At 72.9% G+C, this 14,143-nt stretch carries 6 protein-coding genes; 5 read left to right on the forward strand and 1 reads right to left on the reverse strand.

Translation table 11 applies throughout. The features are described from left to right. Positions 1-16 precede the first annotated feature (16 nt). Positions 17-2,710, reverse strand: a complete 2,694-nt coding sequence (glgP, locus tag ACFVU9_RS10970) for an alpha-glucan family phosphorylase (protein ID WP_387592094.1) — start codon at positions 2,708-2,710, stop codon at positions 17-19. A 1,159-nt stretch (positions 2,711-3,869) separates the two neighbouring features. Here glgP and ACFVU9_RS10975 point away from each other — a divergent pair. The 5 genes from ACFVU9_RS10975 to pta all read left to right on the forward strand — a co-directional run bounded on the left by ACFVU9_RS10975 (position 3,870) and on the right by pta (position 14,042). After that, the gene (locus tag ACFVU9_RS10975) at positions 3,870-5,825 is read left to right on the forward strand and encodes an alpha-1,4-glucan--maltose-1-phosphate maltosyltransferase (protein ID WP_380498053.1); all 1,956 of its coding nucleotides are present in this window, start codon (positions 3,870-3,872) and stop codon (positions 5,823-5,825) included. Continuing rightward, positions 5,822-7,546 carry a maltose alpha-D-glucosyltransferase gene (gene treS, locus ACFVU9_RS10980; protein ID WP_380441325.1) on the forward strand — a complete coding sequence of 575 codons (1,725 nt, stop codon included), beginning with the start codon at positions 5,822-5,824 and terminating at the stop codon, positions 7,544-7,546. The genes ACFVU9_RS10975 and treS overlap by 4 nt, the downstream gene beginning before the upstream one ends. 254 nt (positions 7,547-7,800) lie before the next feature. After that, positions 7,801-9,291 (forward strand): phosphotransferase, encoded by a 1,491-nt coding sequence (locus tag ACFVU9_RS10985; RefSeq protein ID WP_380441323.1) that lies wholly within the window; start codon positions 7,801-7,803, stop codon positions 9,289-9,291. A gap of 61 nt (positions 9,292-9,352) precedes the next feature. Next, positions 9,353-11,689: a 1,4-alpha-glucan branching protein GlgB gene (gene glgB, locus ACFVU9_RS10990; RefSeq protein ID WP_380498035.1), complete on the forward strand. Its 2,337-nt coding sequence runs from the start codon at positions 9,353-9,355 to the stop codon at positions 11,687-11,689. Positions 11,690-11,912: 223 nt separating this feature from the next. Beyond that, complete coding sequence (gene pta / locus ACFVU9_RS10995; RefSeq protein WP_387592099.1) at positions 11,913-14,042, forward strand: phosphate acetyltransferase; 2,130 nt, start codon at positions 11,913-11,915, stop codon at positions 14,040-14,042. Positions 14,043-14,143: the final 101 nt, after the last annotated feature.

Raw genomic sequence — 14,143 nt, forward strand, 5'->3', positions numbered from 1 at the left:
GTCCCGGCGCAGGGCCTCAGCGCAGTAGCCCCGCGTCCATCCCGGCCGACTCGACGGGCAGGGCGACCAGCCCCGGCTCCGCCGGGGAGGCCAGCCGCGGGTGGGACGGCAGCACCCGGACGGTGTAGCCGAACGGACCGGTCCTGGACAGCTCCAGCGAGCCCTCGTAGCGCGTCCGCCCGTCCAGGTCCGGGCCGCCGACCGGCTTGAGCGCGAGCAGGCCGGCGTCCGAGATGCCGTCCGTCTCGTCCACCCGGCCGGACACCACCTGCACCTCGACGTCGCCCGGCGACAGCGCGCCGAGCGCGACCTGCACCCGCAGCGCCAGCGAGCTGCCGAGCTCCTGCGCCTCGGCCGGGCAGTCCGCCTCGACGTGCTCGACCCGGACGGCCGGCCAGGCCTCGCGGACCTTCGCCTTCCAGGCCGCCAGCTCGCGGGCGCCCTCGCCCGATCCGGCCGCCAGCTCGCGCTGGGCGAGCGCCGCCGGGGCGTACAGCCGCTCGACGTACTCGCGGACCATCCGGCCGGCCAGCACCTTGGGGCCGAGGGTGACCAGGGTGTGCCGGACCATCGCGATCCAGCGGTGCGGCAGCCCGTCCGCGCCGCGGTCGTAGAAGCGCGCGGCGACCTGCTCCTCGATCAGGTCGTAGAGCGCCGCCGCCTCGATGTCGTCGCGCCGCTCGGCCTCGCTGCTCTCCGGGTCGAGCACGCCGCCGGCGTCGTCCGCCGTGGGGATCGCCCAGCCGTTCTGGCCGTCGTACCACTCGTCCCACCAGCCGTCCAGGACGGACAGGTTGAGGCAGCCGTTGAGCGCGGCCTTCATCCCGGAGGTGCCGCAGGCCTCCAGCGGGCGCAGCGGGTTGTTCAGCCAGACGTCGCAGCCCGGGTAGAGGTGCTGGGCCATCGCCATGTCGTAGTCCGGCAGGAAGACGATCCGGTGGCGGACGGCCGGGTCGTCGGCGAAGGCGACCATCTGCTGGATCAGCCGCTTGCCGCCGTCGTCGGCCGGGTGGGCCTTGCCGGCGACGACGATCTGCACCGGGCGGGTCGGGTGCAGGAGCAGGGAGCGCAGCCGAGCCTGGTCGCGCAGCATCAGGGTGAGCCGCTTGTAGGAGGGCACCCGGCGGGCGAAGCCGATGGTCAGGACGTCCGGGTCGAGCACCGAGGAGACCCAGCCGAGCTCGGCCTCGCCCGCGCCGCGCTGGCGCCAGGAGGTGCGCAGCCGGCGGCGGGCCTCGTCGACCAGCTGGGCGCGCAGGCTGCGGCGCAGGTCCCAGATCTCGGTGTTGCCGATCCGCTCCAGGCCGGTCCAGCGCTTGGCGTCGCCGTTGGTCATGGCGTCCTCGGCGCGGTCGGCGCCGATCTCGGCGGCGCCGAGGCGCACGACGGCCGGGTCGATCCAGGTGGCGGCGTGGACGCCGTTGGTGACGGAGGTGATCGGGACCTCGGCCGGGTCGAAGCCGGGCCACAGGCCGTTGAACATGGCCCGGCTGACCTCGCCGTGCAGCGTGGAGACGCCGTTGGCGCGCTGGGCGAGCCGCAGGCCCATGGCGGCCATGTTGAAGAGCTTCGGGTCCCCGCCGGGCCAGGTCTCGGCGCCGAGCGCGAGCACCGGCTCGACCGGGACGCCGGGCAGGGCGGCGTCGCCGGAGAAGTGCCGGGCGACGAGCTCGCGGTCGAAGCGGTCGATGCCGGCCGGGACGGGCGTGTGGGTGGTGAAGAGGGTGCCGGCCCGGACGGACTCCAGGGCGGCGGCGAAGTCGGGGCCGGCACCGTCGGCCCCGGCGGTGTCGGTCTCGGCCGTGCCGGCGGCGACGAGTTCGCGGATCCGCTCGACGCCGAGGAAGCCGGCGTGGCCCTCGTTGGTGTGGAAGACCTCGGGGGCGGGGTGGCCGGTGAGGCGGCAGTAGGCGCGCACGGCCCGGACGCCGCCGATGCCGAGGAGCATCTCCTGGAGCAGCCGGTGCTCGCTGCCGCCGCCGTAGAGGCGGTCGGTGACGTCGCGTTCGGCGGGCGAGTTCTCCTCGGTGTCGGAGTCGAGGAGGAGCAGCGAGACCCGGCCGACCTGGGCCTTCCAGATGTGCGCGGCGAGGGTCCGGCCGCCGGGCAGGGCGAGGTCGACCCGGCAGGGGGTGCCGTCGGCCTCCCGGAGCAGGCTGACCGCGAGTTCGTCCGGGTCGAGCAGCGGGTAGCGCTCCTGCTGCCAGCCGTCCCGGTCGAGGGACTGCCGGAAGTAGCCGTGCCGGTAGAACAGCCCCACGCCGATGATCGGGACGCCGAGGTCGCTGGCGGCCTTGAGGTGGTCGCCGGCCAGGATCCCGAGCCCGCCGGAGTACTGGGGCAGCGCGGCGGCGATGCCGTACTCGGGCGAGAAGTAGGCGACGGCGGCGGGCAGCGGGGTGCCGCCGCCATCCTGGGCCTGGTACCAGCGCGGGCCCGCGAGGTAGTCGCGCAGGTCGTCGGCGAGGTCGCCGAGGCGGCGCAGGAAGCGCCGGTCGGCGGCGAGCGCGGCGAGCCGGGCGGCCGGGACCTCCCCGAGCAGCCGCACCGGGTCCTCGCCGGTCGCGGCCCAGACCTCCGGGTCCACGGACCGGAAGAGGTCCCTGGTCTCGGGGTGCCAGGACCAGCGCAGGTTGAGGGCCAGCTCGTGCAACGGCTGGAGTTGTTCGGGCAGGACGGTGCGGACGGTGAATCTGCGGATTGCCTTCACGGCGTGAAGCGTAGCCCCGACGGCCGTCATGACAGTGCGTCAAGTGGGCTATTGGGCATCCGTTCGGCCTATTGATGAGATCGCATTCGGCGCATTGGGCTGCACGGGGGGCGCGCGAGGCGCACTTTCCGGGGGCTCGCGCTACCAAAGCGTGAACACTGCGGAACGACCCCATTTCCGATCGCTCATCCGCTCCGGACAAAGCCCGAAACTACTGTCGTACCGCTGCGAAAGTCCGGCCCGCGGTGCGAGTATGAACCGAGGTCGTTGATGCTGTGGGGAGTGCGGCGACGGGCGGCGCCCCCCTTGAAGCAGCACGTCCGAATCCTTTTCGCGTTGATCGTTCCTCGTCCTCCTTAGCCCATTCGGCGCCCACGGCGCTCCGACGCGTGTCCTCGTACTCGGTCGGCTCGTTCACGGGTCGACCGGGTCGCCCAGGGGCGTGCCCCCGGAGGCGTGCGCCGGGACGCGCGCGGGCTCCGGGGCGTCCCCCCACGGGCCGGGCGGGCGCCGGGCAGGTTGCCGGGGACGGCGGCGCGGGCAGGCTCTCGGTCGCACGTCCTCCCCACCCAGCAGTCCTCCCGGTACTCCCCCGGCCCGCCCCCCGGCGCCGGCGGGAGCTGCCGCCGATCTCGGGCAGGAGCTTGGCATGCACGGCGACACGCGGGACCAGTCCACACCGGTGGCCGACACCCTCGACGCAGCGGTCGCGGAATCCGCCGGACGGGCGGATTCTGACACTCGGACGGATCCGGCGATGCCGGCGCCCAGGGCGGCCGGAGCGGCCCGTCCCCCGCACTCCGGACCCGAGCACGCCTCACCCGGGCAGCCCTCGTCCGAACACCCCTCCCCGCTCGAACACTCCGAGCCCGAGTCCTCCGCAGCGGCCCGACAACCAGGGGTCGCGGAGAGCCGGACCACGGCACCGCGCAGGCGCACCACCACCACGCGCCGCACCGCCACCGCCGGGTCCACCGCGCCGTCCGCCACCCCGGAGGCGGACGGCGCGAAGGCCGGTGCGAAAGCCGGTGCGAAGGCCGGTGCGAGGTCCGGTGCCACCAAGGCGGGCGCCGCGAAGGCCGACGCCCCGCCGCGCAAGGCGCCCGCCCGCAAGACCGCCGCCGGCAAGACCGCCGCCCGAAAGACAGAGAGCGACACCGTGATCGGCCGCATCCCCGTCCTGGACGTCAGCCCGCTCGTCGACTCCGGCCGCCGCCCGGCCAAGGCCGTCGCCGGCGAGACCTTCCTGGTCACCGCGACCGTGTTCCGCGAGGGCCACGACGCCGTCAACGCCAACGTCGTGCTGCGCGACCCGCGCGGGCGCAGCGGCCCGTGGACCCCGATGCGCGAGCTCGCCGAGGGCACCGACCGCTGGGGCGCGCACGTCACCCCGACCGCGCCCGGCCGCTGGTCCTACCTGGTCGAGGCGTGGAGCGACCCGATCGCCACCTGGCGCAGGACGGCGTCGGTCAAGCTCCCCGCCGGGATGGACACCGCGCTCGTCCTGGAGGAGGGCGCCCGCCTGCTGGAGCAGGCCGCGGCCGGCGTGCCGAAGAAGGAGGGCCGCGCGCACGTGCTCGCCGCCGCCGACGCGCTGCGCGACCCCGGCCTGCCGCCGCTGTCCCGGCTGGCGGCCGCGCTCGCCCCCGAGGTGCTGGAGCTGCTCGCCCGGTACCCGCTGCGCGAGCTGCTGAGCGCCTCCCGCCCGCTGCCGCTCCAGGTGGACCGCGAGCGCGCCCTGTTCGGCTCCTGGTACGAGTTCTTCCCGCGGTCGGAGGGCGCCGTGGTGGACCCGAACGGCGTCGAGCCGCCGCGTTCGGGCACCCTGCGCACCGCCGCCGAGCGGCTGCCCGCGATCGCCGCGATGGACTTCGACGTGGTCTACCTGCCGCCCGTCCACCCGATCGGCCGCGCCTACCGCAAGGGCCCGGACAACACCCTGACGGCCGGTCCGCACGACGTCGGCTCGCCCTGGGCGATCGGTTCGCCGGAGGGCGGCCACGACGCCGTCCACCCGGACCTCGGCACCATCGAGGACTTCGACCACTTCGTCGCCGAGGCCCGGGCGCTGCACCTGGAGGTGGCGCTGGACTTCGCCCTCCAGTGCTCCCCCGACCACCCGTGGGTGAACAAGCACCCGGAATGGTTCAGCCACCGCGCCGACGGCACCATCGCGTACGCCGAGAACCCGCCGAAGAAGTACCAGGACATCTATCCGGTCAACTTCGATCAGGACATGGATGGAATCGTCAAGGAAACCGTTCGCATCCTGCGTTTCTGGATGTCCCACGGAGTGCGGATCTTCCGGGTCGACAACCCGCACACCAAGCCGGTGCTGTTCTGGGAGAAGGTGCTCGCCGACATCGCCCGCACCGACCCCGACGTCGTGTTCCTGGCGGAGGCCTTCACCCGCCCCGCGATGATGCACACCCTCGGGAAGATCGGCTTCCACCAGTCGTACACGTACTTCACCTGGCGCACCACCAAGCCGGAACTCACCGATTACCTCACCGAACTCACCGGTGACGCGGCCGCCTACATGCGGCCCAACTTCTTCGCCAACACCCCCGACATCCTGCACGCCTACCTCCAGCACGGCGGCCGGGCCGCGTTCGCCGTCCGCGCCGTGCTCGCCGCCACGCTCTCCCCCACCTACGGCGTCTACGCCGGGTTCGAGCTGTACGAGAACGAGCCGGCCCACCCCGGCTCCGAGGAGTACCTGCACTCGGAGAAGTACGAGCTGCGCCCGCGCGACTGGAACCGCACCGACACCCTCGCCCCGCTGCTCACCGTGCTCAACCGGCTGCGCCGGCGCCACCCCGCCCTGCGCCAGCTGCGCGACCTGCGCTTCCACCCCACCGACAACGACCAGGTGATCGCCTACTCCAAGACCGCGACCACCCCGGAGGGCCTGACCGACCAGGTCATCACCGTCGTCAACCTCGACCCGCACCACGTCCAGGAGGCCACCGTCACGCTCGACGGCGACGGCCCGTTCGCGGTGCACGACGAGCTCACCGGCGCCGCCTACACCTGGGGCCGGCACAACTACGTCCGGCTCGATCCCTCAGCCGAGCCGGCTCACCTCCTCACGGTTCGGAGGAACCCAGCGTGACAGTGAACGAGCCCGTCCCCGACACCTTCCCCGAGACCTCGAAGAAGAACCTGGACCCCGAGTGGTTCAAGCGTGCGGTCTTCTACGAGGTGCTGGTGCGGTCCTTCCAGGACAGCAACGGCGACGGGGTCGGGGACCTGAAGGGGCTCACGGCCAAGCTCGACTACCTCCAGTGGCTCGGCATCGACTGCCTCTGGCTCCCGCCGTTCTTCGCCTCGCCGCTGCGCGACGGCGGGTACGACGTGGCCGACTACAAATCGGTGCTGCCCGAGTTCGGCGACATCGCCGACTTCATGGAGTTCGTGGACGCCGCGCACGCCCGCGGCATGCGCGTGATCATCGACTTCGTCATGAACCACACCAGCGACCAGCACCCGTGGTTCCAGGCCTCCCGCGCGGACCCGGACGGGCCGTACGGCGACTTCTACATGTGGGCCGACGACGACAAGCGGTACCCGGACGCCCGCATCATCTTCGTCGACACCGAGACCTCCAACTGGACGTACGACCCGGTCCGCAAGCAGTACTTCTGGCACCGGTTCTTCTCTCACCAGCCCGACCTCAACTACGACAACCCCCGCGTCCAGGACGAGATGATCGCCGGGCTGCGGTTCTGGCTCGACCTCGGCATCGACGGCTTCCGGCTGGACGCGGTGCCCTACCTGTTCGCGCGCGACGGCACCAACTGCGAGAACCTGCCGGAGACCCACGAGTTCCTGCGCCGGGTCCGCAAGGAGATCGACGCCGACTACCCCGACACCGTGCTGCTCGCCGAGGCCAACCAGTGGCCCGAGGACGTCGTCGACTACTTCGGCGACTTCGCGGCGGGCGGCGACGAGTGCCACATGGCGTTCCACTTCCCGGTGATGCCGCGGATCTTCATGGCGGTGCGGCGCGAGTCCCGCTACCCCGTCTCGGAGATCCTCGCCAAGACCCCGCACATCCCGTACGGGTGCCAATGGGGCATCTTCCTGCGCAACCACGACGAGCTGACCCTGGAGATGGTCACCGACGAGGAGCGCGACTACATGTACGCGGAGTACGCCAAGGACCCCCGGATGCGCGCCAACGTGGGCATCCGGCGCCGGCTCGCCCCGCTGCTGGAGAACGACCGCAACCAGATCGAGCTGTTCACCGCCCTCCTCCTCTCGCTGCCCGGCTCGCCGGTGCTCTACTACGGGGACGAGATCGGCATGGGCGACAACATCTGGCTCGGCGACCGGGACGGCGTCCGCACCCCGATGCAGTGGACCCCGGACCGCAACGCGGGTTTCTCCTCCGCCGACCCGGGCAGGCTCAGTCTGCCGCCCATCATGGACCCGGTGTACGGCTATCAGGTGACCAACGTCGAGGCGCAGCAGAGCAGTTCGAGTTCGCTGCTGCACTGGACGCGTCGCATGATCGAGATCCGCAAGCTCAACCCGGCGTTCGGTCTGGGCACGTACACCGAACTGCCCTCCAGCAACCCCGCGGTGCTGGCCTTCGTGCGGGAGCACGAGGGGGACCTGGTCATGTGCGTGAACAACTTCTCGCGGTTCGCACAACCGACCGAACTGGACCTGCGGCAGTACGGCGGACGCTACCCGGTCGAGCTGATCGGCGGAGTGCGCTTCCCCTCGATCGGTGAGTGGCCGTACCTGCTCACCCTGGCCGGCCACGGCTTCTACTGGTTCCAGCTCCGGCAGCCCCCGCGACTGAGCGGGACCAGGCGGTCGAAGTAACGATCCGCCGCACCGGCCCCGACCGCACCACCAGACCCTCGGGGAGCGCGAGTTGAACCCGCGCGCCCCGGGGTCCTCCGCCCCGCGGCGCCCCCGGCGCCGCGTACGGAGAACAGCCCAACGGCCACCCACACGAAGGCGTGACACCTGAGCCCCGCTCGCGTGCCGCCACCGCCGCGCCGCCGAAATCCGGAAGACTGACGGACCCGGCCAGACCCGTCGGGCAGTCGGCCCGCTTCCGGGGAAAGGGAGTCATGTCCGAAACCTCCCGTTCTCAAGCCCATGTGCAGCACGACACCCCGGCCGGCCCCGCCGCGTCGGCGGGCGCGCGGAGCACCGGGCTCCGGAGAACCGCCCTGGGGGTCAGCGAACTCGTCCAGGCGGCCCTGCCGCTGATCTCCGAGTGGCTCCCCACCCAGCGCTGGTACGCCGGGAAGGGACGGCCCATCACCGGGCTCACCCCGGTGGTCGGAACCCCGCTGCAGGTCGGCGACCCGGCCCTGCTGCACCTCCTGCTGCGGGTCGAGCACGCCACCACGGCCGGCGCCCCGCACGGGGACGTCTACCAACTCCTCCTCGGCGTCCGTTCCGAGCGCCCCGCCGACATCGAGCCCGGCGCCGTGCTCGGCCGGCTCACCCACGGCCCGTACGACGGCGCGACGCTCTACGACGCCGTCCACGACCCGGAGCTCACCGGGCGCCTGCTGGAGCACCTGGCCACCGGCGACCGCTTCGGCTCGCTGTCGTTCCGCCGCACCCCCGGCTCCGGCCTGCCCACCACGATCCCCGGGCGCGCCTCCACCGCCGAGCAGTCCAACAGCTCCGTCATCTACGGCACCTCGTACATCCTCAAGCTCTTCCGCCGCGTCCACCCCGGCACCAACCCCGACCTCGAACTCTCCCTCGCCCTCTCCCGGGCCGGCTCCACCCGCATCCCGCGGGTCGCGGCCTGGTTCGAGAGCCGGATGGAACGCGCCGAACCCGCCACCCTCGGCCTGCTCCAGCGTTACCTGCCGGACGCCGAGGACGGCTGGGAGCTCGCCCTCGACCAGGTCGGCCGGCTCAAGGGCGACCCGTCCCCCGGCAACTTCGCGATCGAGGCCCACCGGCTCGGGCGGGCCACCGCCGAGGTGCACCGGGTGCTCGCCCGCTCGATGCCCGTCGCCCGCCTCGACCGCGCCCAGACCCGCCAGCTCGCCACCGCCATGGCCGACCGCCTCGACAGCGCCGTCGCCGCCGTCCCCGGACTGATGCGCTACCGGGCCGCCCTGCGCAGCGCCTTCCAGCAGCTCGCCGACGCCCACCCGGACGGCCTTCCGGTCCAGCGCATCCACGGCGACCTGCACCTCGGCCAGGCCATGCGCACCCCGCACGGCTGGGTCCTGCTCGACTTCGAGGGCGAGCCCGCCAAGTCCGTCAACGAGCGCCGCGAACCGCAGCCCGCGCTGCGCGACGTCGCCGCGATGCTGCGCTCCTTCGACTACGCGGCGGCCCACCTCCTCGCCGGCGGCCCGGTCGACCCCGAGCTCGCCCACCTCGCCGCCGCCTGGGCACAGCGCAACCGCACCGCCTTCTGCGCCGGGTACACCGCCGGGGGCGGCGTCGACCCGGCGGCCTCGCCGGAGCTGATGCGCGCGCTGGAGATCGACAAGGCGGTCTACGAGGTCGTGTACGAGGCCCGGCACCGCCCGAGCTGGCTGCCGATCCCGCTGGCCGCGATCAACCGGCTCGCCCTGACCGTGTGATCCCCCGCTCGTACCGCCCGCAGGAGTTCGCCCACACCCCCCGCCGCAGGAGGACCCCGCCGTGACGCCGCTCGACCCGCCCGGCCGCACCACCCGTCCCGTACCGGCCACGTTCCTGGCCGGTACGGGGACACCCGCTCCTGCCCCCGCCGCCACCTCTGCTCCCGGCCCCGCCCCGGCTCCCGAACCGCTGCCGGCCGGGGCCCTGCGGCTGCCCGAGGCGCCGCTGCCGCCCTCCGAGGTGGACCGGCTGGTCGGCGGCCAGCACCACGACCCGCACGCGCTGCTCGGCGCCCACCCCGTGCACGGCGGCACCGCGATCCGGGTGCTGCGGCCGTTCGCCGAACGGGTCGTGGTCGAGACCGCCCAGGGCCCGGCCGAACTCACCCACCAGCAGGCCGGGTTGTTCACCGGCCTGCTCGCCGGCGGCGCACCGCCCGACTACCGGCTGCTGGTGACCTACCCGGACGGCGAACCCCTCGTCCAGCAGGACGGCTACCGCACCCCGCCCACCCTCGGCGAGCTCGACCTGCACCTCATCTCCGAAGGCCGGCACGAGCAGCTGTGGCAGGTGCTCGGCTCGCACGTGCGGACGGTGGACGGCGTGGCCGGCACCGCGTTCGCCGTGTGGGCGCCGAACGCCGCCGGGGTGCGGCTGATCGGGGACTTCAACCACTGGGACGGCACCGGGCACCCGATGCGCTCGCTCGGCTCCTCCGGCGTGTGGGAGCTCTTCGTCCCCGGGCTGGCCGAGGGCACCACCTACAAGTACGAGATCCACACCCGGCAGGGCTGGGTGCTCGACAAGGCCGACCCCCTGGCCCGCGCCGCCCAGTGCCCGCCCGGCACCGCGTCCGTCGTCACCTCCTCCGCCTACCGGTGGGAGGACGGCGAGTGGATGGCCCGCCGCGCACGCGCCGCGCACCACCGGGCGCCGATGTCGGTGTACGAGCTGCACCTGCCGTCCTGGCGGCCCGACCTCACCAGCTACCGCGCGATCGCCGAGGAACTCCCCGGCTACCTGAAGGAGTTGAACTTCACCCACGTGGAGTTCATGCCGGTCATGGAGCACCCCTTCGGCGGCTCCTGGGGCTACCAGGTGTCCGGCTACTACGCGCCCACCGCCCGCCTCGGCACCCCGGACGACTTCCGCCACCTCGTCGACACGCTGCACCGGCACGGGATCGGCGTGATCGTCGACTGGGTGCCCGCCCACTTCCCCAAGGACGCCTTCGCCCTCGCCCGCTTCGACGGCGAGCCGCTCTACGAGCCCGCCGACCCGCTGCGCGCCGAACACCCCGACTGGGGCACGCTGGAGTTCGACTACGGGCGCAAGGAGGTGCGCAACTTCCTCGTCGCCAACGCGGTCTACTGGTGCGAGGAGTTCCACATCGACGGGCTGCGCGTGGACGCCGTCGCCTCGATGCTCTACCTCGACTACTCCCGCGAGGGCGGCGCCTGGACGCCCAACCGGTTCGGCGGACGGGAGAACCTCGACGCGGCCTCCTTCCTCCAGGAGATGAACGCGACCGTCTACCGGCGCTGCCCGGGCGTCGTGACGATCGCCGAGGAGTCGACCGCCTGGGACGGCGTGACCCGCCCGACCGACGGCGGCGGCCTCGGCTTCGGCCTCAAGTGGAACATGGGCTGGATGCACGACTCGCTGGTCTACATGTCCAAGGAGCCGGTGCACCGCAGGTACCACCACGACGAGATCACCTTCTCGATGGTGTACGCCTACTCCGAGAACTACATCCTGCCGATCTCCCACGACGAGGTCGTGCACGGCAAGCAGGCGCTCGTCTCCAAGATGCCCGGCGACTGGTGGCAGCAGCGCGCCAACCACCGCGCCTACCTCGGCTTCATGTGGTCCCACCCCGGCAAGCAACTCCTCTTCATGGGGCAGGAGTTCGCCCAGGGCGCGGAATGGGACCACGAGACCGGCCCGCAGTGGTGGGTGCTCGACGAGCAGTGGCCGGCCCACCGCGACCACCAGGGCGTGCGCCGCCTCGTCCGCGACCTCAACCGCCACTACCGCGACACCCCCGCCCTCTGGGAGCTCGACACCTCCCCCGAGGGCTTCCAGTGGCTCGACGGCGGCTCCGCCGACGACAACCTGCTCTCCTACGTCCGCCACGCCGCCGACGGCTCGCCCCTCGTCGCCGTCTGCAACTTCTCCCCCGTCGTCCGCCACGGCCACCGCGTCGGCCTCCCCGCCCTCGACGGCCGCGACCAGCTGTGGGAGGAAGTCCTCAACACCGACGCCGAGGCCTACGGCGGCACCGGCACCGGCAACTCGACCCCGATCAAGGCCGACCCCGTCGAGTGGAACGGCCAGCCCCGCTCCGCCGACCTGATCCTCCCCCCACTGGCCACCATCTGGCTCCGCCCGGCCTGACCCCTCCGCGGGCACGACCGACGGCGGCACCGCGGACGTCCGACGTCCGCGGTGCCGCCGTCCGCGGTCTTCCGTTCGCGGTCTTCCGTTCGCGGTCTTCCGCGACCGACGTGACCTTCGTCCCTTGCCTCCCCCGGGATGCTCTGCTCGCGGACGCCAGTTCGGGGTGCGAAGGTATGGTCGATATGACCACTTTCCGAGGCGACGGGACGGAGAAGACCGCGTGGCGCGCAGCGTGTACGTGACCGGGATCGACCGGGGGGACGGACGGCAGGCGGTCGAGCTCGGGGTCATGGAGCTGCTCACCCGGCAGGTGGACCGGGTCGGGGTGTTCCGGCCGCTGGTGCACGCGCACGCGCCGGGAGAGTCCGGGTCGGACCACGTGGTCGAGCTGCTGCGCGGCCGGTACCGGATCGACCTGCCCGCCACCGACCTGTACGGGCTGACGTACGAGGAGGCCGCCGCCCTGCAGGCCGCCCAGGGGCAGGACGAGCTGGTGTCGGCCCTCGTCGACCGGTTCCGGGCGGTGGAGCGGCGCTGCGAGGCCGTGCTGGTGCTCGGCACCGACTTCGCGGACACCAACATCCCGGACGAGCTGGCCTTCAACGCCCGGCTGGCCAACGAGTTCGGCGCCGCCGTGCTGCCAGTGCTCGGCGGGCAGGGCAAGGAGGCGGAGGCCGTGACCGCCGAGGTCCGCAACGCCCACCGGGCGTACACCGACCTCGGCTGCGAGACCCTCGCGATGATCGCCAACCGGGTCGCCCCCGCCGCCAAGCAGCGGATCCAGCGCAAGCTCACCGAGAAGCTGCCGATCCCCGCCTACGTCATCCCCGAGGAGCCGGCGCTGGCCGCGCCCACCGTCGCCCAGCTGGTGGAGGCGACCGGCGCCGAGGTGCTGCTCGGGGACGCCGCCGGGCTCGCCCGGGACGTCCGCGGGTTCGTCTTCGGCGGCGCCATGCTGCCGACCTTCCTCGACGCGCTGACCGACGGCGCCCTCGTCGTGACCCCCGGGGACCGCGCCGACCTGGTCATCGGCTCGCTCGCCGCGCACGCCGCCGGCGCCCCGCCGATCGCCGGCGTGCTGCTGACGCTCGGCCAGCACCCGGGGCCGAACGTCATGGCGCTGGCCGCCCGGCTCGCCCCCGGCACCCCGGTCGCGGTCGTCCCCGGGGGCAGCTGGCCGACCGCCGCCACCCTGACCCACCTGGAGGGCAAGCTCAGCGCGGCCAGCCCGCGGAAGGCCGAGATCGCCCTCGGGTTGTTCGAACTGCACGTCGACACGGTCGAGTTGACCAACCGGATCGAGGTCGGCCGGTCCGAGCGGGTCACCCCGATGATGTTCGAGCACGAGCTCCTGGAGCGCGCCCGCGCCGACCGCCGGCACGTCGTCCTGCCCGAGGGCACCGAGGAGCGCGTGCTGCGCGCGGCCGAGATCCTGCTGCGCCGCAACATCTGCGACCTCACCCTCCTCGGCGACGTCGACGCGGTGCGCCGCACGGCCGCGGGCCTCGGCATCGCGATACCGCGGGAAGACTCCGGCGCCGACCGCGCCCGGGTCCGGATCGTCGACCCGACCACCAGCCCGCTGCGCCGCCAGTTCGCCGAGCTGTACGCGCGGCTGCGCGCCCACAAGGGCATGACCGTCGAGCTCGCGCTGGACGTCGTCACCGACGTCTCCTACTTCGGCACCCTGATGGTCCAGGAGGGCATCGCCGACGGCATGGTCTCCGGCGCGGTGCACTCCACCGCCGCCACCATCCGGCCCGCCTTCGAGGTCATCAAGACCTCGCCGGGCGCGTCCATCGTGTCGAGCGTCTTCTTCATGTGCCTGGCCGACAAGGTCCTCGTGTACGGCGACTGCGCCGTCAACCCGGACCCGGACGCCCAGCAGCTGGCCGACATCGCGATCCAGGCCGCGGCCACCGCCGCCCAGTTCGGCGTCGAGCCGCGGGTCGCGATGCTCTCCTACTCGACCGGCACCTCCGGCTCCGGCGCGGACGTCGACAAGGTCCGCAAGGCCACCGAGCTCGTCCGCGAGCTGCGCCCGGACATCCTGGTCGAGGGCCCGATCCAGTACGACGCCGCCGTGGACCCGCACGTCGCGGCCACCAAGCTGCCGGGCTCCGCGGTGGCCGGCCGGGCGACCGTGCTGATCTTCCCGGACCTCAACACCGGCAACAACACCTACAAGGCCGTGCAGCGCTCGGCGGGCGCGGTCGCCGTCGGCCCGGTCCTCCAGGGCCTGCGCAAGCCCGTCAACGACCTCTCCCGCGGCGCGCTGGTCGAGGACATCGTCAACACCGTCGCGATCACCGCGATCCAGTCCCAGGACCGCAAGGAGTCGAACGCATGAGTGAGCGCAGCATGGGGGTCCCCCCGGCCGGAGGCTGGGGGAGAATCATCAGCGGGTGCGTGTTTCGCGAAGCGACCACCGAGCGCAGCGAGGTGGACGCA

This window comes from Kitasatospora sp. NPDC057936 (assembly GCF_042887525.1).
Classification (GTDB): domain Bacteria; phylum Actinomycetota; class Actinomycetes; order Streptomycetales; family Streptomycetaceae; genus Kitasatospora.